This is a genomic window from Pseudomonas sp. DWP3-1-2 (assembly GCF_049896285.1).
Lineage (GTDB): Bacteria > Pseudomonadota > Gammaproteobacteria > Pseudomonadales > Pseudomonadaceae > Aquipseudomonas.
In genome coordinates this window covers 361,202-383,504 of sequence record NZ_JAFCTZ010000002.1, presented here as the reverse complement: position 1 = coordinate 383,504, position 22,303 = coordinate 361,202, and the positions used below count along the sequence as shown (strand labels likewise).

The 22,303-nt window shown below is 56.4% G+C and carries 24 protein-coding genes; 15 read left to right on the top strand and 9 right to left on the bottom strand.

What is annotated here, in order from left to right; translation table 11 throughout:
- Positions 1 to 90: 90 nt before the first annotated feature.
- Both ACP7B0_RS07600 and dcd read right to left on the bottom strand, forming a co-directional pair.
- Positions 91 to 306, bottom strand: a complete 216-nt coding sequence (locus tag ACP7B0_RS07600; protein ID WP_426140509.1) for a hypothetical protein — start codon at positions 304 to 306, stop codon at positions 91 to 93.
- 136 nt (positions 307 to 442) lie between these two features.
- Positions 443 to 1,009: a dCTP deaminase gene (gene dcd, locus ACP7B0_RS07595; protein WP_426140508.1), complete on the bottom strand. Its 567-nt coding sequence runs from the start codon at positions 1,007 to 1,009 to the stop codon at positions 443 to 445.
- A 310-nt stretch (positions 1,010 to 1,319) separates the two neighbouring features.
- Here dcd and ACP7B0_RS07590 point away from each other — a divergent pair, with 310 nt between their 5' ends.
- On the top strand, positions 1,320 to 1,529 hold the full coding sequence (locus tag ACP7B0_RS07590) for a cold-shock protein (RefSeq protein ID WP_002554837.1): 210 nt from the start codon (positions 1,320 to 1,322) through the stop codon (positions 1,527 to 1,529).
- A gap of 149 nt (positions 1,530 to 1,678) precedes the next feature.
- Here the strand turns inward: ACP7B0_RS07590 and apbC are convergent, their stop codons facing one another.
- Positions 1,679 to 2,773 (bottom strand): iron-sulfur cluster carrier protein ApbC, encoded by a 1,095-nt coding sequence (gene apbC / locus ACP7B0_RS07585; protein WP_426140506.1) that lies wholly within the window; start codon positions 2,771 to 2,773, stop codon positions 1,679 to 1,681.
- 175 nt (positions 2,774 to 2,948) lie between these two features.
- Here apbC and metG point away from each other — a divergent pair, with 175 nt between their 5' ends.
- The 8 genes from metG to ACP7B0_RS07545 all read left to right on the top strand — a co-directional run bounded on the left by metG (position 2,949) and on the right by ACP7B0_RS07545 (position 9,932).
- Positions 2,949 to 4,994 (top strand): methionine--tRNA ligase, encoded by a 2,046-nt coding sequence (gene metG, locus ACP7B0_RS07580; RefSeq protein ID WP_426140505.1) that lies wholly within the window; start codon positions 2,949 to 2,951, stop codon positions 4,992 to 4,994.
- A gap of 134 nt (positions 4,995 to 5,128) precedes the next feature.
- Positions 5,129 to 5,716, top strand: coding sequence for an Rnf-Nqr domain containing protein (locus ACP7B0_RS07575; protein ID WP_426140504.1), 588 nt, complete (start codon positions 5,129 to 5,131; stop codon positions 5,714 to 5,716).
- Positions 5,713 to 6,744: an electron transport complex subunit RsxB gene (gene rsxB, locus ACP7B0_RS07570; protein WP_426140501.1), complete on the top strand. Its 1,032-nt coding sequence runs from the start codon at positions 5,713 to 5,715 to the stop codon at positions 6,742 to 6,744. The genes ACP7B0_RS07575 and rsxB overlap by 4 nt, the downstream gene beginning before the upstream one ends.
- Positions 6,731 to 7,750 (top strand): RnfABCDGE type electron transport complex subunit D, encoded by a 1,020-nt coding sequence (locus tag ACP7B0_RS07565; protein ID WP_426140499.1) that lies wholly within the window; start codon positions 6,731 to 6,733, stop codon positions 7,748 to 7,750. The genes rsxB and ACP7B0_RS07565 overlap by 14 nt, the downstream gene beginning before the upstream one ends.
- Complete coding sequence (locus ACP7B0_RS07560) at positions 7,747 to 8,367, top strand: RnfABCDGE type electron transport complex subunit G (RefSeq protein ID WP_426140496.1); 621 nt, start codon at positions 7,747 to 7,749, stop codon at positions 8,365 to 8,367. The genes ACP7B0_RS07565 and ACP7B0_RS07560 overlap by 4 nt, the downstream gene beginning before the upstream one ends.
- Positions 8,364 to 8,972, top strand: coding sequence for an Rnf-Nqr domain containing protein (locus tag ACP7B0_RS07555; RefSeq protein WP_426140494.1), 609 nt, complete (start codon positions 8,364 to 8,366; stop codon positions 8,970 to 8,972). The genes ACP7B0_RS07560 and ACP7B0_RS07555 overlap by 4 nt, the downstream gene beginning before the upstream one ends.
- A gap of 33 nt (positions 8,973 to 9,005) precedes the next feature.
- Positions 9,006 to 9,644: an endonuclease III gene (nth, locus tag ACP7B0_RS07550; protein ID WP_426140492.1), complete on the top strand. Its 639-nt coding sequence runs from the start codon at positions 9,006 to 9,008 to the stop codon at positions 9,642 to 9,644.
- 105 nt (positions 9,645 to 9,749) lie between these two features.
- Positions 9,750 to 9,932, top strand: a complete 183-nt coding sequence (locus ACP7B0_RS07545) for a PA3496 family putative envelope integrity protein (protein ID WP_426140491.1) — start codon at positions 9,750 to 9,752, stop codon at positions 9,930 to 9,932.
- Between the two features lie 142 nt (positions 9,933 to 10,074).
- Here the strand turns inward: ACP7B0_RS07545 and ACP7B0_RS07540 are convergent, their stop codons facing one another.
- The gene (locus ACP7B0_RS07540; RefSeq protein ID WP_020288947.1) at positions 10,075 to 10,701 is read right to left on the bottom strand and encodes a response regulator transcription factor; all 627 of its coding nucleotides are present in this window, start codon (positions 10,699 to 10,701) and stop codon (positions 10,075 to 10,077) included.
- A gap of 1,326 nt (positions 10,702 to 12,027) precedes the next feature.
- On the opposite strand from ACP7B0_RS07540, the gene ACP7B0_RS07535 reads away from it, so the two are divergent.
- Positions 12,028 to 12,588 carry a hypothetical protein gene (locus ACP7B0_RS07535; RefSeq protein ID WP_426140860.1) on the top strand — a complete coding sequence of 187 codons (561 nt, stop codon included), beginning with the start codon at positions 12,028 to 12,030 and terminating at the stop codon, positions 12,586 to 12,588.
- 740 nt (positions 12,589 to 13,328) lie between these two features.
- Positions 13,329 to 13,613: a hypothetical protein gene (locus ACP7B0_RS07530; protein WP_426140489.1), complete on the top strand. Its 285-nt coding sequence runs from the start codon at positions 13,329 to 13,331 to the stop codon at positions 13,611 to 13,613.
- A 73-nt stretch (positions 13,614 to 13,686) separates the two neighbouring features.
- Here the strand turns inward: ACP7B0_RS07530 and ACP7B0_RS07525 are convergent, their stop codons facing one another.
- Positions 13,687 to 14,904 carry an argininosuccinate synthase gene (locus tag ACP7B0_RS07525; RefSeq protein WP_426140488.1) on the bottom strand — a complete coding sequence of 406 codons (1,218 nt, stop codon included), beginning with the start codon at positions 14,902 to 14,904 and terminating at the stop codon, positions 13,687 to 13,689.
- A 129-nt stretch (positions 14,905 to 15,033) separates the two neighbouring features.
- Complete coding sequence (locus tag ACP7B0_RS07520) at positions 15,034 to 15,939, bottom strand: flagellar protein MotY (RefSeq protein ID WP_426140487.1); 906 nt, start codon at positions 15,937 to 15,939, stop codon at positions 15,034 to 15,036.
- 149 nt (positions 15,940 to 16,088) lie between these two features.
- Between ACP7B0_RS07520 and pyrC the strand changes: the two genes are divergently transcribed.
- The 4 genes from pyrC (at position 16,089) to bfr (ending at position 18,991) form a co-directional block, all read left to right on the top strand.
- Positions 16,089 to 17,135, top strand: coding sequence for a dihydroorotase (gene pyrC / locus ACP7B0_RS07515; RefSeq protein ID WP_426140485.1), 1,047 nt, complete (start codon positions 16,089 to 16,091; stop codon positions 17,133 to 17,135).
- On the top strand, positions 17,132 to 17,806 hold the full coding sequence (gene rnt, locus ACP7B0_RS07510) for a ribonuclease T (protein WP_426140484.1): 675 nt from the start codon (positions 17,132 to 17,134) through the stop codon (positions 17,804 to 17,806). The genes pyrC and rnt overlap by 4 nt, the downstream gene beginning before the upstream one ends.
- 295 nt (positions 17,807 to 18,101) lie before the next feature.
- Positions 18,102 to 18,320 (top strand): bacterioferritin-associated ferredoxin, encoded by a 219-nt coding sequence (locus ACP7B0_RS07505; RefSeq protein WP_426140483.1) that lies wholly within the window; start codon positions 18,102 to 18,104, stop codon positions 18,318 to 18,320.
- A 200-nt stretch (positions 18,321 to 18,520) separates the two neighbouring features.
- The gene (gene bfr / locus ACP7B0_RS07500; protein WP_020288938.1) at positions 18,521 to 18,991 is read left to right on the top strand and encodes a bacterioferritin; all 471 of its coding nucleotides are present in this window, start codon (positions 18,521 to 18,523) and stop codon (positions 18,989 to 18,991) included.
- Positions 18,992 to 19,116: 125 nt separating this feature from the next.
- Here the strand turns inward: bfr and grxD are convergent, their stop codons facing one another.
- The 3 genes from grxD to ACP7B0_RS07485 all read right to left on the bottom strand — a co-directional run bounded on the left by grxD (position 19,117) and on the right by ACP7B0_RS07485 (position 22,134).
- Complete coding sequence (grxD, locus tag ACP7B0_RS07495; protein ID WP_426140482.1) at positions 19,117 to 19,458, bottom strand: Grx4 family monothiol glutaredoxin; 342 nt, start codon at positions 19,456 to 19,458, stop codon at positions 19,117 to 19,119.
- A 114-nt stretch (positions 19,459 to 19,572) separates the two neighbouring features.
- Positions 19,573 to 21,681 carry a molybdopterin oxidoreductase family protein gene (locus ACP7B0_RS07490; RefSeq protein ID WP_426140481.1) on the bottom strand — a complete coding sequence of 703 codons (2,109 nt, stop codon included), beginning with the start codon at positions 21,679 to 21,681 and terminating at the stop codon, positions 19,573 to 19,575.
- Between the two features lie 162 nt (positions 21,682 to 21,843).
- The gene (locus tag ACP7B0_RS07485) at positions 21,844 to 22,134 is read right to left on the bottom strand and encodes a hypothetical protein (RefSeq protein WP_426140479.1); all 291 of its coding nucleotides are present in this window, start codon (positions 22,132 to 22,134) and stop codon (positions 21,844 to 21,846) included.
- Between the last annotated feature and the right edge of the window lie 169 nt (positions 22,135 to 22,303).

Here is a 22,303-nt window from a genome sequence, read left to right as displayed (position 1 = left end):
GATTTTTCTCTACACGTTCAACCCCTTTCCTGACCTCCCGGACACGGCTCTGCTGGCCAGTGAATGCGCCAACAGAACAGACAGGGGGACTCAGACCACGGGAGCGGGTGGTGGCTCATCCGGGACAGTCGGGCTGCCTGGCTCGGTCGGCTCGGGGATTTCGCCCGGTCCGTCTGGACCTGGCTGACCGGGAATGCCGCCAACCATATTGAATTGCGGATGCGCGAGTAACGACCAGGCGAGCATACCGACGTGATTGCCTCCCGGGTCAACCCCGCGGGCACTGGGTTTCATTTCTCTCTTCATAAGGGCACTCCTGAGCGTTGACCCCCTTCACATGACGCGAAGGGAAGCAGTTCAGCTCAATAGAGTGCCGAAATGACGACTAATTCAATTCAGGCAGGATCAACGGTAACAATCTGCCCGATGACAGGGTCCGGCATCAGGCCCGAGGCAAGGTGACGCCGCGCTGGCCCTGATATTTACCACCGCGATCCTTGTAGGAAACCTCACACTCTTCGTCGGATTCCAGGAACAACATCTGCGCGACGCCTTCATTGGCGTAGATCTTGGCCGGCAACGTCGTCGTGTTGGAGAACTCCAGGGTCACGTGACCTTCCCACTCAGGCTCCAGCGGCGTGACGTTCACAATGATGCCGCAGCGCGCGTAGGTGCTTTTGCCCAGACAGATGGTCAGCACATTGCGTGGAATACGGAAATATTCGACGGTGCGCGCCAGGGCAAAGGAGTTGGGAGGGATGATGCAGACATCGCTTTTGACGTCGACGAAACTTTTTTCATCGAAATTCTTGGGGTCGACGGTCGCGGAATTGATATTGGTAAAGACCTTGAATTCGTCTGCGCAACGCACGTCGTAGCCGTAGCTGGAAACGCCGTAGGAGATCAGCCGGTCGGCGCCTTCGCCCCGCATCTGACGCTCGACGAAAGGCTCGATCATCCCCTGTTCCTGCGCCATGCGGCGAATCCACTTGTCCGATTTGATGCTCATGGCGGTGTCCTGAATAGCGAGGTAAAAAAGATGTCCGGCATCTTACCGGGCCGGAGCGCTGCGTTCAAAGGCTGCGGGCATGACATGGCTCATGCTTTTGGACACTTGGAGAAATATTCCTGCACAGAGTGTTGGCACACTCAAAAAAAAGCGTTAAGGTGGCGTCACTGTGTTGCTTGTGTCACTGAGAATCTCTACACGATGTTGAATTTCGATCCAACCATCTCCAAGAATTTTTCCTGCTCTTTGCACTCAGTCTCGGCCAGGGCACTTCCTGAGTCGCAGTTAACTTTGTCCAAGGAGATACACCATGTCTAATCGCCAAACTGGTACCGTTAAGTGGTTCAACGATGAAAAAGGCTTCGGCTTCATCACTCCACAATCGGGTGACGACCTGTTCGTTCACTTCAAAGCTATCCAATCTGACGGCTTCAAAAGCCTGAAAGAAGGCCAACAGGTCTCTTTCATCGCTACCCGCGGTCAGAAAGGCATGCAAGCTGAAGAAGTTCAAGTTATCTAACTTGTACTGAATCGCTTAAAAAAAACCCCGCCCAAAGCGGGGTTTTTTTATGCCTGCAGAAAAGCCTTGCAGAAGCCAACGTGTTGGCGAGACGGCGAGCCTGCCTGCCGCCTCGCCAACACGTTGACTCCTACAGGGTGTACTTGTATTCAGTCGTCACTGACCGAAATACTCGGCATCGCCTGACTTTCTGCTTCCTGCAACACAATCCGCGCCCCCACATGCCGCGCCAGCTCCTGATAAACCATCGCAATCTGGCTTTCCGGCTCGGCAATGACCGTCGGCTTGCCGCCATCGGCCTGTTCGCGAATCAACATCGACAGCGGCAGCGAAGCCAAAAGCTCTACGCCATACTGTCTGGCCAGTTTCTCACCGCCCCCTTCGCCAAACAGATGCTCGGCATGACCGCAATTCGAGCAGATATGCACCGCCATGTTCTCGACGACGCCCAGCACGGGAATATTGACCTTGCGGAACATCTCCACGCCTTTTTTGGCATCCAGCAGCGCCAGATCCTGAGGCGTCGTGACAATCACCGCGCCCGCGACCGGGACTTTCTGTGCCAGAGTCAACTGGATATCGCCCGTTCCTGGCGGCATATCGATCACCAGATAATCCAGGTCATTCCAAGCCGTCTGGGTCACCAGCTGCAATAAAGCGCCGGACACCATCGGACCGCGCCACACCATCGGCGTATTGTCATCGGTCAGGAACGCCATGGACATGACTTCGATGCCATGAGACTCAATGGGCACAAACCACTTCTGGTCCTTGATCTTCGGTCGCGTACCCTCGGCAATCCCGAACATCACCCCTTGGCTTGGGCCGTAAATGTCGGCATCGAGAATCCCGACCCGCGCCCCTTCACGGGACAGCGCCAAGGCCAGGTTGGCTGCCGTTGTGGACTTGCCTACCCCGCCCTTGCCCGACGCCACGGCCACAATATTCTTCACGTTGGCCAGGCCGGGAATTTGCCCTTGAGCCTTATGAGCACTGATGACGCAGCTGATCTCGACCCTGGCCGATGCCACGCGGTCCAGGCCCTCGATGGCGATTTGCAGCATCTGCGCCCAGCCACTCTTGAACAATCCAGCCGCGTAACCCAATTCCAGCTGGACGTTGACGTGCTCACCCTGAATATCAATGGCGCGTACACAGCCGGCCGTGACCGGATCTTGATTCAAATAGGGATCGGTATATTGGCGAAGGACGGCTTCCACCGCTGCGCGATTAACAGCGCTCATGGGCTACTCCCGAATAATGGCAGACTAAAACAGGCGGCTATCCTACCCCTTCTCCGAGGCAGCGGCATGGTTTCGCTGTGTTCGGCAGATAACTCCTACGGCTGGACGGGGTGAAAAAAATCGCTCAGACCTTTATAGTGGCCGACCTCCGTTTCACTTCAAGTAGCCGAGCCCCATGTCCGAGCCACGCAAGATTCTCGTCACCAGCGCCCTGCCCTATGCCAATGGTTCCATCCATCTTGGCCATATGCTTGAGTACATCCAGACCGATATGTGGGTGCGCTTCCAGAAGCATCGCGGCAATCAGTGCATCTATGTCTGCGCGGACGACGCCCATGGCTCGGCAATCATGCTGCGCGCCGAAAAAGAAGGCATCACCCCGCAGCAGCTGATCGACAACGTGAAAGCCGAGCACAGCGCGGACTTTGGCGACTTCCTGGTGAACTTCGATAATTTCCACTCGACGCACTCGGAAGAAAACCGCGAGCTGTCGAGCATGATCTACAACCGTCTGCGCGATGCCGGGCATATCGCGACCCGCTCGATCACGCAGTACTTCGACCCGGAAAAAAAGATGTTCCTGGCCGATCGCTTCATCAAGGGCACCTGCCCTAAATGTGGCACTGAAGATCAATACGGCGATAACTGCGAAAAATGCGGCGCCACCTACGCGCCGACCGACCTGAAAAACCCGCGCTCGGCGATCTCTGGCGCTATTCCGGTTCTCAAGGAATCGAAACATTTTTTCTTCGACCTGCCCGCTTTCGACGCCATGCTGAAAAGCTGGACCCGCAGTGGCACCTTGCAGGATGCCGTGGCCAACAAAATCGCCGAGTGGCTGGACGCAGGCTTGCAACAGTGGGACATCTCCCGGGATGCGCCGTATTTCGGCTTCGAAATTCCGGACGAACCGGGCAAGTATTTCTACGTCTGGCTGGATGCGCCCATCGGTTACATGGCGAGTTTCAAGAACCTGTGCGCACGCCGACCGGACCTGGACTTCGATGCGTACTGGGCCAAGGATTCCACGACCGAGCTTTATCACTTCATCGGCAAGGACATCGTCAACTTCCACGCCCTGTTCTGGCCAGCCATGCTTGAAGGCGCGGGTCTGCGCAAGCCGACCGGCATCAACGTTCATGGCTATCTGACGGTAAACGGTCAGAAAATGTCCAAGTCCCGGGGCACGTTCATCAAGGCGCGCACCTACCTTGACCACTTGTCGCCGGAATACCTGCGTTATTACTACGCCGCCAAGCTGGGCAAGGGCGTCGACGACCTGGACCTGAACCTCGAAGATTTCGTGCAGAAGGTCAACTCGGACCTGATCGGCAAAGTCGTCAACATTGCCAGTCGTTGCGCAGGCTTCATTCATAAGGGTAATGCCGGCGTTCTGGTGGCTGGCAACTCAGCCCCCGAGCTGACCGACGCCTTTCTGGCTGCCGCTCCAGGCATCGCAGAAGCCTACGAAGCCCGTGACTTCGCCCGCGCCATGCGTGAAATCATGGGGCTTGCCGACCGGGCCAACGCCTACATCGCAGAGAAAGCGCCATGGTCACTGGCCAAGCAGGAAGGTAAACAGGATGAGGTTCAGGCCGTCTGCGCGCTGGGCGTCAACCTGTTCCGCCAACTGGTGATCTTCCTCAAGCCGGTGCTGCCACTGCTCGCCGCCGATGCGGAAAAATTCCTCAATGTCGCGCCGCTGACCTGGGATGACCACCTGACTCTGCTGAGCAATCATCAACTCAATCCGTTTCAGGCCCTGATGACCCGCATTGATCCAGTAAAGGTTGAAGCCATGACCGCAGCCTCCAAAGAAGACCTTGCCGCCAGCGCAACCGAAACCGCCGCACCCACAGGCAATGGCGAGCTGATCAAAGAACCCCTGGCCGAGGAAATCGACTTCGACGCCTTCGCAGCCATTGACCTGCGCGTTGCCTTGATTCTCAAGGCCGAGCACGTGGAAGGCGCCGACAAGCTGCTGCGTCTGACGCTGGACATCGGTGACGAGCAACGCAATGTGTTCTCGGGCATCAAGAGTGCGTACCCGAACCCTTCCGAACTGGAGGGCCGCCTGACCATGATGATTGCCAACCTGAAGCCACGCAAAATGCGCTTTGGCCTATCGGAAGGCATGGTGATGGCCGCCGGACCTGGAGGCGAAGAAATTTACCTGCTCAGCCCTGACAGTGGCGCAAAGCCGGGTCAGCGCATCAAGTAAGTTGGGTATGACTCGGGTGGGACGAGGCTTGTCCCACCCGATTTTGCAGCTTCAGCCAAAACGAACCGGTTTCTTGCCAGATATGTCTACCCTTTAGAAACGCCCCTTAGCCTGTTCGCTTATCCGGCAAGCACATGACCGACTTCATCCTTATCCTCATCAGCGCTGCACTGATCAACAACTTCGTACTGCAACAGCCCATTGCGGTCGATCCGGTGCTGGCCGTTTCCGGCCCTCCCCCTGCAACACGCCCCCGCATTCACGCACTCGGCGTTGCTACGCTCTGGCTGATGCTCGTGAGCAACCTGGTGTGTTACCTGATCTACCGGCACCTTTTGCTACCGCTGGGTTTCGGCTACCTGTCGCTGTTCGTCTTCCTGCCTGCCATCGTGATAACAGTCGGCCCGGCAGTAAGGGTACTTCGCGGCGTATTTCCCGACCTGCCACTGGAGGGCATGCAACGGCTGCTGATCGGCAACGCTGGCGTGCTGGGCCTGATAGTCCTCGGCACCGAGCCGGATAAGGGGCTGGTTCATACAGTGGCAGTGAGCCTGGGTGCAGGACTGGGATTCTGGCTGGTGTTAAGCCTGTTCGACGACCTGAACCGACGCCTGCGACTGCAACACATCCCCGCGGCATTCCAAGGTCTGCCCATCCAGCTGATCAGTGCGGGCCTGATGGGCCTGGCCTTCCTTGGTTTCAGCGGACTGGTCAAGCCATGAATCTTATTCACAGTATCGACGCCCTGCTCCCGCAGACTCAGTGTGGCAAATGCGGTCATCCCGGCTGCAAGCCCTACGCACAGGGGATCATCGACGGCGAAGCCATCAACAAATGCCCGCCGGGCGGTGAAGAAACCATCGCGGCGCTGGCCCGGCTGCTTGAGGTACCAGCGCTGCCACTGGACACCGAACGCGGCTCAGCCCCGCCGCAAGTGGCGTTCATTCGCGAAGCCGAATGCATCGGCTGCACCAAATGCATTCAGGCATGCCCGGTGGATGCAATTCTTGGCGCGGCAAAGATGATGCACACCGTCATCATTGATGAATGCACAGGCTGCGACCTATGTGTGGCTCCCTGCCCCGTGGACTGCATCGATATGATCCCGTTGCCGACCACAGGTGTTATTCCGATTGTGGGGGGCCTTGCCGTCACCGAAGGGCAGTTGCAGGCAAGGGCCCAAAAACGTCATCACGCACGACAGCGCTTCGAGGCTCGCAACGCTCGCCTGCACCACGAGGCGCAGCAGCGTCACATGGAGCGACTGGCTCGGGCGCAAAAACCTGCCGGGCCGACAGACGCGCTTGAGCCTGCGCGGCACTCGCCTGCGAAGAGTGAAAAACCGGCATCCCCCGAGGATGCGCTGAAAAAAGCGCGCATTGCCGTGGCCATGAGCCGGGCCCAACTGAACAAATCCCTCAAGGCGTTCGGTCATCCGCCGATTGCCGAGCAGGCAGCGCAGTTGATGGAGTTGCAAAAAGAATTCGAAGCCGCCGAGCGGGCTCTGGAGACGCTGCAACAACAGCCGGCCACGCTGGCTCGTGCCCCTATCGTCAAGCCGGAAGACGGCGACCTCAAACGAGCAAAGATTCAACTGGCCATGGCCCGGGCTGCGTTTAATAAAGCACAAGCGGTCCAGGCCTCCACCGAACAGCTGGCAGCTCTGCGCACGCAACTGACCGCAGCCGAACAGACGCTGGCCATTGCCACGCAAGCTTCAGCACTGGTGGTTGCCCGTGCCAACGCCTGATAGCGCCCTTCACCGGGGCCAGGCGAACGAACGCCTGCAAACAACCATGCGCTGGGTGTTGCTTGCCATGCTGCCGGGCGCATTGACCCTGACAGGGGTTTTCGGTTGGGGTGTTTTGATCACCGGATTGCTGGCGTGCGGTACAGCACTGTGCGTTGAGGCCGCCGTGCTTACACTGCGCAAGCGACCTGTGCTTGCGGCGCTTAATGATTACAGTGCTTTGGTCAGCGCAACGCTTCTGGCCTTGGCGTTACCGCCCTATTGCCCCTGGTGGTTGACGGTGCTGGCCAGCGGCTTTGCAATGGTGTTTGGCAAGCATCTCTATGGCGGCATTGGCAATAACCCCTTCAACCCGGCGATGCTGGGCTATGCCTTCGTCCTCGTATCGTTCCCGCAACAGATGAATCACTGGCCCGCGACACATGGGCTGAGCCTGATGGGTGGACTTCAGCACATTTTCGGCCTCGACTTCAGCTCGGTACCGGCCCCTGACGCGTGGACTCAGGCCACCGCGCTGGATGTGCTTCGAGTCAACAAAAGCCTGACAGTAGATGAACTATTCGTTCGCAATCCGGCATTTGGCGGTCTGGGCGGGCACGGCGTGGAGTGGGTCAACCTTGCGTTCCTCGCGGGAGGGGCGCTGCTGCTGCAACGTCGCCTGATCAGTTGGCACGCGCCGGTCGGCATGCTCGCCAGCCTGTTCGTCATCAGCCTGCTGTGCTGGAACGGTTCGGGTTCTGACTCCAACGGTTCCCCGCTCTTTCACTGGTTCACGGGCGCCACCATGCTGGGGGCGTTTTTTATTGCCACCGAGCCGGTGTCCGGGCCCGAAAATCCTCGCGCACGCCTGCTTTTCGGCGTCGGCGTCGGCCTCATCACCTATATCATCCGCACTTGGGGCGCCTACCCGGACGGTGTCGCTTTCGCCGTCTTACTGATGAACATGGCCGTGCCAGCGCTGGAACGCCTTACCGCCGCCCGTTCGACGGCCGGGGAGCACCCTTGAAAAACCTCTCCAGGCCACTTGCCGGCGTGGTGCTCCTCATCGCCATCGGTCTGGGTATTGGCTTGACGGTGCTGCTGGAGAACGCCGCAGCTCCAGCCATTCAGGCGAACCGGGATGCGCTGCGCAATCAGATGTTTCGGGGTGTTATCCCGATGGAAAGCTACGACAACCAGCCGCTGCAACACCCTCTGACTTTGCCCGATCGCACCGCAAGTTCGGTGGTGCACGATGGGTTTCTGGCAACACAAGGAGGCCAACCCCGCGCGATCATATTTCGTAGCGTGGGACAGGGGTATGCCGGCCCTTTGGAACTGCTGATCGGCGTCTCGGTGGAAGGCAGGCTGATGGGCATCAAGGTCTTGAAGCACACTGAAACGCCTGGGTTGGGCGGCCGAATAGTGTCCGTTCCCCAATGGCTTAACGGTTTGCTCGGAAAATCATTGACCGACCCGGATGAAGCGAGCTGGAGGCTGAAGCAGGATGGCGGCGCATTCGATCAGATCGCCAGAGCGACCATTACCTCCCGGGCAGCGATGGAAACGATCCGCGAGACGCTGCGCTATTTCGATGCCGAGAAGAACCGACTGCTGCCCCATGCGACAGGTGAACAACCTTGAAGCCTATCCCTCGCCCTGCTGTCTTGACGCTTGCACCACTGAGCCTGGCTCCCTTGATCGGGGTCACGGACTCGCTGATCAAGGCCATCGGTTTCCTGATGGTTCTCGGGGCAGTCGGAGGGTTGCATTTCATGCTTATGAAAGGCCTCTCATCCCTCTTTCCCCAAAGGCTGAGGGGGTTGGCTGGCGCTATCGTCGCTGCCACGCTGGTCAGCATCGCCAGCCTGTTGCTTCAGGCGCAGAGCCTTGAGCTGTATCGAACGCTGGGGATTTACCTGCCGATCATCGGTGTCCAGTGCCTGCTGATACAGGACGTAGGAAATGACCAGCATGACAATACGAAAGGCTTGATACAGCCAGTCGGCTATTACAGCGCGGCGTTCCTGTTACTGGGACTGGTGAGAGAGCTATTGGGTCATGGCACGTTGCTCGGCGATGCCCATTGGTTGTTCGGGGCCAACGCGACAAAATGGCAGATCGACCTGATGCCGTCTGCCTCACTGCCTCACCTGACGTTAATTGCTCCGGGAGGCTTTATCCTTTTGGGCCTCCTGATGGCTGGCGCCAAAGCCCTGCGCCAACGCACGCAAAACACCCGCATTTAACGAGGCGCAGGCCTCCAAGGAATCTCTTCGTACATGAATGCCGCCAAGCGCCTGGAAATTTTCCGCCGACTTCACGAAGACAACCCGGACCCGAAAACCGAACTGGCTTACACGACGTCCTTCGAACTGTTGATTTCGGTCATCCTGTCGGCTCAAGCGACAGACGTCAGTGTCAACAAGGCGACTGCCCGCCTCTACCCGGTTGCCAACACACCCCAGGCGATCTATGACCTGGGCGTAGAAGGCTTGTCCGACTATATAAAGACCATCGGCCTTTACAACAGCAAAGCCAAAAACGTCATCGAAACCTGCCGCAGGCTCATCGAACACCATGACGGTCAGGTACCGGAAACCCGCGAAGCTCTGGAAGCTCTGCCTGGAGTTGGCCGCAAAACCGCCAATGTGGTGCTCAACACTGCGTTTCGACAGATCGCGATGGCCGTTGATACGCATATTTTTCGGGTCAGTAATCGAACCGGTATCGCCCCAGGCAAAAATGTGGTCGAGGTTGAACGGCAATTGATGAAGTTCGTACCCAAAAATTACCTGCTGGACGCGCACCACTGGTTGATTCTGCATGGCCGGTACGTGTGCCAGGCGCGCAAGCCTCGCTGCGGCAGTTGTCGGATCGAAGACCTGTGCGACTACAAACACAAAACCTCGGACGATTGAGTGACAAAGGTTTTGCTGGCTGACCGATTGAAAAAATCTTTTTTACGAACTCCGGGATTATCGCTATAAGGTGCGCCATGAAAGCCCAAGCCTGGAGTCAACTTCATGAGTACTGACAAAGAGCAAATAGACGTCGACGATGATTTTGTCTCCGTCGAATCAGACGAAGCCGAGCCCGTTCCTGTCGAGCCAGCCAAGACAAACCTGAGTAAACGTCGCACCATTGATAATCTGCTGGAAGAGCGCCGCCTGCAGAAACATCTGGCAGATTACGATTTCGATTTTTGAGACGCCAGGGCACCGGATCATGCAGCGATATTCATAAGCCTCAAAGCCTCTCAAGCGAGAGAGGCTTTAGGGTCGTTGCGAATGACTCAATCCATTCTGACCTCATCCGGGCCGATCCAGATTGTCGGCGCCGACAGTAAATTCAGACCAGCCCGTTGCGCTGGGCCAGTTCGATCAAGTCTACCAACGAGTGGGCGTTGAGCTTCATCAGCAGGCGTGTTTTGTAAGTGCTGACTGTTTTATTACTTAGAAACATACCATCGGCAATTTCCTTATTCGTCTTTCCTCTGGCGAGTTGTTGCAAGACCATCATTTCCCGCCCCGAAAGACGATCAACCATATCAGCCTCGCTGGCATTCCCCATACTTGAGCGCACGGTGTGCAGCGCCTGGTTCGGAAAGTAGCTGTACCCCGACAACACGGCCTTGATGGCACTCAGAAGCTCGGTAAGATCCTGCTGCTTGCACACGTAGCCAGCGGCACCTGCCTGCATGCAGCGCATGGAGAAATGACCCGGGGCCTGGGAGGTCAGTATCAGCACCTTGAAAGGCAGCGTCATCGCCGACAAACGGGCGATGACTTCCAGGCCGTCAAGCTTTGGAATACCAATGTCCAGAATCACGATGTCGGGCAGATGCTCTCGTGCCAGTTGCAGGGCATCCACGCCGTTATCCGTCTCCGCGATGACCTCGTAGCCATGGCGCTCCATCAGCATACGTACGGCAAGGCGAATGACAGGATGATCATCCACGATCAGCACTTTATTCATGGGCAGTCCACTTTTCGCTATTCGAATTTTCAGAGTCAGCACAATAGCCTAGTCGTTTAGTGCTTTGCATGGCGCTCACCCCTTGGGACTAACAGCCAAAGACCATTCACACACTTACCACAGAATAGTCCTACAAATTTTAGCCCCTTCGAGACAATTCGAAAGTTTTTCAAAATACATTCCTCCCGACAATCGACGAATCGATCCCCTCGACAAGAACCGGAATAGAGCGTTGAAAATCAAGAAAAATCATTACTGTTGAATCAAGCATTTGCCCTGATACCTCTTATGATTAATGAGCCGGATGCAGCGTAAGACGATGAAAATTCCCCGCTCACTTTTCAGTTCCCCCCAACTGACCCTGAAGAACTGAAGCAGCCTGAGCCAGATAGCTTCTAGCCACTACTTTGAGCCGTTCCTCACATCAGTACTGTCAGGACGATGGCCGCATCGACCTGATGTATAAACAGGCGCCCGCTGTCCGCCCCCTGGCTTAAACAGGCGCGCGACAGCCATGAGCCCAAGGCTTGACCATTGCTTGCCGTTGTCCGATACGACGGTCCGGGCGGGAAACCTGCCATGTCTTATCTATTCAGGATATGCGGTATTGATGAAGACGCCAGATAGCGACGATCAAAAATACGCCACACACATAATTACCTCAGAATCGTCCACTGTTCCTGTTGAAAAAATACACATTCCGGAACGCCGTTTTTGTAAATATATATATTTCAGGAACCCCCCTACAAGCATTTCGGAAATAGCCTAATCATCAGAAACATAATCGATCAAGCTTACACCACCTCATCGACAAAACATTTCGCTGCTATCAACGCTCAGGGAGATAAATACATAACTATTTATTACCCCGCAGCACAACTACCTATCGTACCGCCTGCCCCCCGCAGGAAGACTCAGGCCCGGCTACCGGACCTGCAGCTAATACCACATTGCTATCTGACACCATACTCTCCTATTTAAAGAGGAAAAGTACTACAAAACACACAGACGACAAAAAGATACATGTAAGACACTTTTCGCCAATACAACTCAAATCATGTAAAGCATCTGTTTTTACTTGCAAAATCTATTACCAGTCGTTACTTTTTTAACAACCAACTCATTAACTCCAACAAACACCCTACGGAATTACATGAGTCCCCATTAAATAGACAGTGTCACTTTGACCACAGCCTATAAGATTTTTATTATATGGATTCCATTCAAAAACAACTGAACGGACTCAGGCAGCACCCACCGGGTCAGTCGAGCATTGCTGACACCTGGCAGAACCGGGTCCGGCCAAAGGCTCGTTTTGAATTGGCCATGTGTATAACCATGTTCAAAAAAGGATATACCATGAATAACAAGACTACCCACCCCTCTTCCAATGAGGGAAGCATGGAGGATCTGGCCGCTGCTGTTGAGCGATTTGTCGCTGAGGGCGGTGTGATTGAGATCATTGATAATGGAGAGCACTCACCGCTGCGATCAATCCCACTCAACGATAAAGCCCCGGGTGACGAACAGGAGAAAGACCGAAACAGCAAAGTTGCATTGCTCAAGGAACTGGTCGCCAAGGGAGCGGGTATCTCTGCGCTTCAATACTCCTTGAGAATGAACAAAAAAGAGATCAAGCAACTCGCCTGTGAACAGGGCATAGAAATAGCCTTTAGTCGCCCCCTGCAAAAAACCATACGAGAGGAACTGTTGGATCCGCTGGAGGTGGACGACGTGGTAGCAGGCCACGCCATGCATTACTCAAGCCTCGGTTACACCGCTGTAGAGATCGCCCAGCGACTCGGCTTAACCGTGCGGCAGGTGTGGAACATCGGCAAGGTCTATCGTTTTGAATTCAAACAAAAGAAAGACAGTGACACGCCCTGACGCTCTGTTGCATCCAGCCAACAGCCGGTACATACCTCATTGGAATGGGCGGCCTGACACCCCGTCGGTACCGGCGCGCCTGCATAGCTGCGGCTGCAAAAACGTCAGCACCGGCTTTGGGGAGGCCACTGGATGACATCACCGCCCGCCGTGGGCGAGTCATCATTCAATAAGGATGAAAAGATAACTATGTAAATACGACTGTTGATTGAGCCAGTGTTATTTTCCCATTCGCAGCACTGCCTGAAGCCTCAGCAATAATTGCCCGGCCTGGTCGAGGCGAAAAAAACTTTCCATGCAGATATGTAAACTTATAAACAGCCTACCCTTTGGTGTCGGCAGTTCCCTCTGGCAGGGCAAAAGCGCCAGCTGACGGAATCAGCACCCAAACAAGTAAGCGATCAACATCATTATCGAAAGCGAGATTCAACCTGTAGGAGAACATCATTTAAAGCCATTAAAAATCGCACCGACTCATGCGCTAGACCGATGAAAGCTGTAGGAACATGGCATTAGTTCTGACAGCTTGTTCCACAACGAAGGAAAGAAGACACTCAATCACCTGATAATCAAGCACTTGCATCCGCAGGTTAAATAAGCTTTGACTTTAACGGCAACCCGCTTCAAGAAACGCCTCCGAAAAAAGAAGCTACCGTTTAAAAAAACAACTCAACGGGCATCAACATGAACATTGCATCACCGTGACTTAATCAACTCTGAAACGAACAACGGAATACATCATGTCAAAACTTAAAGATTATCGGGATACTCAACAGGCACTCACTGAAAACCTTCAACGCCTTGAAGCACTCAAAAATAACGCCGATCTCATCAAGGAGCTGGAATTCGAGAAAAAGCTGATGACCTTGCTAAAGCGTTACAGCAAGAAAACCGAAGACCTGCTGGCGCTTATCGGACCCGGGCTCATGGGCGGCTTGCAGGCTCAGGAGCAACGTTCTGCCTATGGAGGAACCGCACGCAAGAAAACCAATAGTTCGCGCCGCAAAACGGGTAAACAAGCCTGAGCAGATGAATCAACACTCAGCCATGAATTTGAAATGCAGCACCTGCGAGGGTGCTGCATTTTTCCGCGTCAGATCAGAACAGCTTTCTGCCCTTGTTGGCAGCGATCCGCATGCGCAGCGCATTGAGCTTGATGAAACCTGCTGCATCGGCCTGATCATAGGCGCCGGCATCATCTTCGAATGTGGCGATGTTGGCATCGAACAACGATTCGTCAGATTTACGGCCCGTTACGATCACGTTGCCTTTATACAGCTTCAGACGCACCACACCGTTCACGTGAGCCTGGGACGCATCGATCATCTGTTGCAGCATCAGACGCTCAGGGCTCCACCAGTAGCCGGTGTAGATCAGGCTGGCGTACTTGGGCATCAACTCGTCTTTCAAGTGAGCGACTTCACGATCCAGAGTAATCGACTCGATGGCGCGGTGAGCGCGCAGCATGATGGTGCCGCCCGGGGTTTCGTAGCAGCCGCGGGACTTCATGCCGACGTAGCGGTTTTCCACGATGTCCAGACGACCGATGCCGTTTTCCCCGCCAATGCGGTTCAAGGTTGCCAGAACAGTGGCCGGTGTCATTTCAACGCCGTCCAGCGCCACGATGTCGCCATTGCGGTAGGTCAGTTCCAGATAGGTCGCAACGTTCGGTGCGTCCTCAGGGGACTTGGTCCAACGCCACATGTCTTCTTCGTGCTCGGTCCAGGTGTCTTCCAGAACGCCGCCTTCATAAGAAATGTGCAGCAGGTTGGCATCCATGGAATACGGCGACTTTTTCTTGCCGTGACGCTCGATAGGAATGCCGTGCTTTTCAGCGTAGTCCATCAGCTTTTCACGGGACAGCAGGTCCCACTCACGCCAAGGGGCAATCACTTTCACACCGGGCTTGAGCGCATAGGCGCCCAGTTCGAAACGCACCTGATCGTTGCCTTTACCGGTAGCGCCGTGGGAAATGGCATCGGCACCGGTTTCGTTGGCGATCTCGATCAAACGCTTGGCAATCAGCGGGCGGGCGATGGAAGTGCCCAGCAGATACTCGCCTTCATAAACGGTATTGGCGCGGAACATCGGGTATACGAAATCGCGCACGAATTCTTCGCGCAGATCGTCGATGTAGATTTCTTTCACGCCCATGGCTTTAGCCTTGGCACGTGCGGGCTCGACTTCTTCGCCCTGACCCAGGTCAGCGGTAAAAGTCACCACTTCGCAGTTGTACGTATCTTGCAGCCACTTGAGGATTACCGAAGTATCCAGGCCACCGGAATACGCGAGAACTACCTTGTTAACGTCCGCCATGCCTTCACTCCACCGGGTTGTACGGAAAACCGGGGATTCTACCGCTCATGGGCAATGATTTACAGTAGCGCGACAGCTTCAGACGATGAAGCGACAGTTTATGTCGAGCGCGCGACGACTGTCAGCGGCTCAGGACGTTCTCGCTGCATCGCCCGCGGAGGCGACGGGGGCAGGCTTCTCTTCAGGAGCCACGCGATCCAGATGGATGTTCACCCGGCGGTTGCGGGCGCGGTTGGCGTTGTTGGTGTTAGGCGCCAACGGATAGCGCTCGCCATGGAAGCGCAGCGTAATCTGCTCCTCGGGAATGCCCTGAGCCTTGAGGAAGTCCATCACCGCCAGTGCACGACGCCGGGAAAGGTCGCGATTGGTCAGGCGATTGCCGCTGTTATCGGAATGACCATCAAGCTCGATCTGATTGACCGACGGATCAGCCTTCAGATAGGCCACAATCGTCTGCAGTGTCGATTTGGCCTTGGCGTCCAGCTCTATGCCGCCACCGGGAAAGCCGACCTGGGTTTGCTTCACTTGCTCGAAGTTCATCGGCAGCAGTTTGGTGACACACAGTTGATAGTCACTGAACGCCTTGTTGAACTTGGCCGGCAGCAAGCGCACTTCCATGGTGCCGCCGTCCCGGGCGTAATGCCGAATGAGCGGGCTGCGCCCGTCCAGCAAACCGTTGATCAGGCGTCCGGCCTGCACTTGAGAACTGCTGAAGGGAAATCCGCCGGTGCTGACGCTAACCGAGCCGAGATTGATATCGCCACGCCCTGGCTGCCACGGCGCGGCGGCAGCCAACAATGTCGCCGAACCCGCACCCATGATTGTTCCGGATGCCTTGATGCGGAAGATTGCCTGCTCACCCGCCCGACGCACGAACTCGCCCGCACCGAAGTCGGTGATGGGCTGGCTCAGGCGACACTCGAACTGATCGCCTTCAACCTTCCACTCCACACTTTCCAGACGCGTCTGGAAAGTAATCGCCATCGCCGGCAGGCTGGCGAAAAGACTGAGCAAGGCTAGATATCGCTGGCGCACGGGAGGCTCCACAAAAAAATACGGCGTTACCAAAAGAATTTCTTCCTGCAACGGGCTATCGGTTACTTCCTACAAAACTTGATAGCGAGTGCCTGAGAGAGTCTTTTCCGGTAGCATTCCCAGCGAGTTTGACCCGCCTGGAATTCCCAATGTCCGACCGCCTGACCCTTCTGCGTCCCGACGACTGGCACATACACCTCCGCGATGGAGCTGTTTTGCCTCACACCGTTGCTGACGTTGCGCGCACTTTTGGCCGCGCAATCATCATGCCTAACCTGGTGCCACCCGTACGCAACGCACAGGAAGCTGACGCCTATCGCCAGCGCATCCTCGCAGCGCGTCCCGCTGGCAGCCGTTTCGAACCCCTGATGGTGCTTTACCTGACCGACCTGACCCAGCCGGACGATATCCGCGCAGCCAAGGCGTGTGGTTTCGTCCATGCCGCCAAGCTGTATCCGGCCGGAGCGACCACCAATTCAGATTCCGGTGTTACCAGCATCGACAAGATTTTCCCGGCACTCGAGGCCATGGCCGAAGTCGGCATGCCGCTGTTGGTCCACGGCGAAGTGACCCGGGGCGAGATCGATGTCTTTGATCGCGAGAAGATGTTCATCGACGAGCAACTGACCCGGGTCGTCGAACGCTTCCCGACGCTTAAAGTGGTGTTTGAACACATCACCACGAGCGAAGCCGTACAGTTCGTCAATCAGGCCTCCGCGAACGTGGGTGCAACGATTACGGCGCACCATTTGCTCTACAACCGCAATCACATGCTGGTTGGCGGCATCCGCCCGCACTTCTACTGCCTGCCGATTCTCAAGCGCAACACGCATCAGAGCGCGTTGCTCGACGCCGCCACCAGCGGCAGCGTGAAGTTCTTTCTGGGCACTGACTCGGCACCCCATGCCCAGCACGCCAAGGAAGCCGCCTGCGGATGCGCCGGTTGCTATACCGCTTACGCGGCGATCGAGCTGTATGCCGAGGCTTTCGAGCAGCGCAATGCCCTGGACAAACTGGAGGGCTTCGCGAGCCTCCACGGTCCGGCATTTTATGGCCTGCCCGTTCACCAAGACACCATCACGCTGGTCCGTGACGAATGGACCGCGCCCACCAGCCTGCCGTTTGGCGAGCTGTCCGTAATTCCGCTGCGCGCCGGTGAAAAACTGCGCTGGCGCCTGCTGGAGACACACACGTGAGTGAAGATCATTTCGACGACGAACAGGAAGGTCACGGTGGAGGCGGTTCGCGTCACCCGATGGCGGCCCGTTTCCGTGGCTATCTGCCTGTCGTCATCGATGTTGAAACCGGTGGTTTCAACTGTGCCACCGATGCCCTGCTGGAAATCGCAGCGGTCACCATTGGCATGGACGAACACGGTTTCGTGTTCCCGGAGCACACCTATTTCTTTCGGGTCGAGCCTTTCGAGGGCGCGAACATCGAAGCGGCAGCGCTGGAGTTCACCGGCATCAAGCTCGACCACCCATTGCGCATGGCCGTCAGCGAAGAAACCGCACTGACCGACATTTTCCGTGGGGTCCGCAAGGCGCTCAAGGCCAATGGCTGCAAACGTGCGGTATTGGTGGGGCACAACGCCAGTTTCGACCTGGGCTTCCTCAACGCCGCTGTCACGCGGCTGGACATGAAGCGCAATCCCTTCCACCCGTTTTCCAGCTTTGATACCGCAACGCTGGCCGGGCTTGCTTACGGCCAGACCGTGCTAGCCAAAGCCTGTCAGGCGGCGGGAATCGACTTTGATGGTCGCGAGGCGCACTCGGCCCGCTACGACACCGAAAAGACGGCAGACCTGTTCTGCGGCATCGTCAACCGCTGGAAGCAGATGGGCGGCTGGGAAGACTTCAACGATTGAGTCGCCCCCTGGGCGAATCAAATCAAGACCGGTCCGATTGTGGCCGGTTTTTTTTGAAGCGGTTTTTTAGCCGGGAAAGCGGAACTTCCGGCGGCGAGAATGCAGTGACTGTGACAGCGTTTTCCAGGCTGAAGCCGGTCCCGCAGAAAAGTCGCTTTCATTCAAATCAAAATCAGACAGCCCCCTTTACCGCCCATCGGCCGTAAAAAGAATCCACCCCAAAGAGTTTTGACAAGCATTCTCATTAACATTAGTATCCCCCGCATCGAGCAATGAACAGCGACGGTTCTCACTTATGTATGTCTGCCTCTGCCAAGGTGTTACTGACGGTCAAATCCGAGATGCGATTTTCGAAGGTTGCTGCAGTTATAGAGACGTCCGCCAGACCCTGGGTGTTGCCAGTCAGTGTGGGAAATGCGCCTGCCTTGCCAAGGAAGTGGTGCGTAATACCTTGACTGAACTGCAAAGCAGCCAGGCATCGCTGGCTTATCCAGCAGAATTTTCCGCCGCCTGATCAAACATATTTAACGAACCGGACCTTGTGTCCGGTTTTTTTATGCCTGTAATTCAAGCGCTTAGCACCAAGATGCGGAACACAAACATTCTTATTCCTATTTATTTTCACTTATTATTCAACAGCTTAGGTTTGACAGAGTATTAAGCGCAGCTCAAACTCGCCCTTTATATACACAAGCCATTGGCGGGACCTCAAACATGAAAGGCGACATTACAGTCATCCAGCATCTCAACAGGATCCTCGGAAACGAGCTGGTCGCGATCAATCAGTACTTCCTGCATGCCCGCATGTACGAAGATTGGGGTCTGAAAAAGCTCGGTGCGCACGAATATCACGAATCCATCGATGAGATGAAGCACGCTGACAAACTCATCAAGCGCATCCTGTTCCTGGAAGGCCTGCCTAACCTCCAGGAGCTGGGCAAGATACTGATCGGCGAACACACCAAGGAAATGCTTGAGTGCGATTTGAAGATCGAGCAAAAAGGCCTGGCCGATCTCAAGGCTGCCATTGCGCACTTTGAAGTGGTTGGCGACTTCGGCAGCCGTGAACTGCTGGAAGATATCCTTGAATCCGAGGAAGAGCACATTGACTGGCTCGAGACTCAACTGGGCCTGATCGACAAGGTAGGCATTGAAAACTACCTGCAGTCGCAGATGGGCGACTGAATCCTCTGAGTCGGCCAAATGAAAAAGCCCCGCTTCTCTCACGAGAGCGGGGCTTTTCTTTGGCCGCTGAATGCAGGCGACCGGGGCGGCGTTCCGCCCAGATCGGTCCTACAGGCGCCAGGCGATCACGCTTCGGTCTTGTTCGCCGCCGCTTTGGTGGCGGCGTCCTTGACCTGCTGCTGCAACGAACCATCGGCCATCATCTCGGTGATGATGTCGCTGCCGCCGACCAGTTCGCCGGCTACCCACAACTGCGGGAAGGTTGGCCAGTTGGCGTACTTGGGCAGGTTGGCGCGGATTTCAGGATTTTGCAGGATGTCGACATAAGCGAATTTTTCGCCGCATGCCATCAATGCCTGGGAAGCCTTCGCCGAAAAACCGCACTGCGGGGCATTCGGAGAGCCTTTCATGTAAAGCAGGATCGTGTTGTTGGCAATCTGCTCTTTAATCGTTTCGATGATATCCATGGAGCACCTCGGCTTAGCTTTTCCGACTCAGGAGTCGACACGGTGGCGCATTGTAACGGAATCCCGAGCGAGACGCTCAGCCTTCCCTGCACCACCGGAACCTGAAGCCTGCCATTAGGCAGCCGCCACCTGCACCGAAACACCGTTGAGCACGGCGTTGCCGGACAGGCAGTCAAGTTGCCGCTCATCGGTCAGGTCGTTGGCGCTGACGCCGGGCTGACTTTGCGCAATGCCCATGTGCACGCCCGGCCGCGTATGCCCCCAGCCATGAGGCAGGCTGACCACACCCGGCATCATGTCGAGGCTGGCCAGCACTTGCACTTCGATGACACCAACCCTGGAACTCACCCGCACCTGTTGCCCGTCGCTGAGGCCTCGGCTGATCAGATCATTCGGGTGCATGAGCAATTGATGCCGCGGTTTTCCTTTCACCAACCGGTGATAGTTGTGCATCCATGAGTTATTGCTGCGCACATGACGTCGACCGATCAACAGCAACTCTCCAGCGGGCAGTGCACTGACGGCGGCGAAACGCGCCAGATCCGCCATGATCACATCCGGTGCGGCCTGGATGCGCCCGGTGGCTGTCTTGAGTCGCGGTGCCAGATTCGGCTTCAACGCGCCGAGATCCACGCCGTGAGGGTGATCCAGCAGGCTATTCACCGACAACCCGTATGGCGAGGCGTCACCGTACAGCCCGCTGCGCAAACCGCCATCAATCATCTGCGCGGGAGCCATAGTCGGTTTCAACTCCCGACCAGCCTGGGCGGCGAACGCTTTGGCAAGCCCTACGAATATTTCCCAGTCATGCAATGCACCCGGCGGTTTTTCCAGAATGGCTCGATTGAAACGGGTGACGTTGCGCACCGCGAACATGTTGAAGGTCGTGTCGTAATGATCGTTTTCCAGCGCCGATGTCGAAGGCAGGATCAAGTCGGCGTGACGTGTCGTTTCGTTGATGTACAAATCGATGCTGAGCATGAACTCAAGCCCGTCAAGCGCCTGATCCAACTGGCGACCATTGGGGGTGGAAAGCACCGGATTGCCCGCCACGGTAATCAACGCCCTGACCTGCCCTTCCCCTTCGCTGAGTATTTCTTCGGCCAGCGCCGACACTGGCAGCTCGCCCGCGTATTCGGGAAGGCCGGAGACCCGGCTTTGCCACTGATTGAAATGTCCGCCGGACGTGGAGCTGACAAGGTCCACCGCAGGTTCGGTGCACAACGCGCCACCCACCCGGTCAAGATTGCCGGTGACCAGATTGATCAACTGCACCAGCCAATGACACACGGTGCCAAACGCCTGAGTGGAAATGCCCATTCGCCCATAGCACACGGCCTTGTCGGCCCCGGCGAAATCCCGCGCCAGTTGCCGGATCTGCAACGCGGGCACGCCACAGCGTGAGCTCATCGCTTCTGCGGTCATCGCAGCAATGGCCTGGCGTACCTCGTCCAGGCCGTCCACTGGCAAATGGCTGGTGCGTGTCAGACCTTCCTCGAACAGCGTATTGAGTATTCCGAACAGCAACGCCGCATCGCCCCCGGGCCGAACGAACAGGTGTTGATCGGCAATCGCGGCCGTCTCGGTGCGCCGAGGGTCAACCACAACCACTTTGCCACCCCGAGCCTGAATCGCCTTCAGACGCTTTTCTACATCCGGCACCGTCATGATGCTGCCGTTGGATGCCAGTGGGTTGCCACCCAGAATCAGCATGAAATCGGTGTGATCAATATCCGGGATCGGCAGCAGCAAGCCGTGGCCGTACATCAGGAAACTGGTGAGGTGATGCGGCAACTGGTCCACGGACGTCGCGGAATAGCGGTTGCGCGTCTTGAGCAGGCCAAGAAAATAGTTACTGTGGGTCATCAACCCGTAGTTGTGCACGCTGGGATTGCCCTGGTAGACCGCCACCGCGTTTTGCCCATGGCGCTGCTGGATGCGCAGAAGACGGTCGGCAACCAGGTCGAACGCCTCATCCCAGCCGATTGGCTGCCACTGCGTGCCAATGCGTTGCATGGGCTGGCGCAGACGATCCGGGTCGTTCTGAATATCCTGCAACGCCACCGCTTTGGGGCAAATATGCCCGCGACTGAAGGTGTCCAGAGGGTCACCCTTGATCGAGGTGATCCGGGTTCCGGACTCCGTTGACGAGGTGGTTTCAATGGTGAGGCCGCAAATGGCTTCACACAGATGACAGGCACGGTGGTGGAGGGTCTTGGTCATCGCCAGCCTCATATTCTTGTCGTTACGATCCAGATGATCGGGCAAACAAAACTATGAAGCGTGGCTGTCGACTGCGCCAGAGTCGTTCGTCCCGTGAATTACCGGGCATCAGGCGCGCCGATGGGATGCGTTGTGATTGAGACCTGTTGGAACGCCGCCCGCTCAGCCGCCAATAGGCGTGACTTTACGTTGCAGCTGGATCTCGTGAACGGTCTCGATCTGTTCCTGAGCGACGTGAACCCCGGTCAGTTCACCGATCAGCCGCCAGTGCTCATCCAGACCTGCACTGATGGTCGCCATACGGTCAATCATGCGACGACCCGCCGAGCGGGTCACTTCGTCTTCGCTTCTCAGCAGCTCGAACGACATGGACGTCATGGAGGCCGTGAGATGCGTGAGGGTGCGGGCCGTGAGGCCGAGCAGTTCCGTGAGTTGTTGTTCTTTAGAATCCATTCGCCGAGCCTCTTGGTTGCGCGCCAGCCATTTATAACTCAGCACGGTTTTTTATGAAACATCATGAAACGTGCGACGTATCAGCCGCGTGAAGCACGTCGCACTCCTGCGCGTAACGGCGATTGACACTGTAGAGTCGGCGCCAATTGCAAAGGTTCGCGCCATCGGT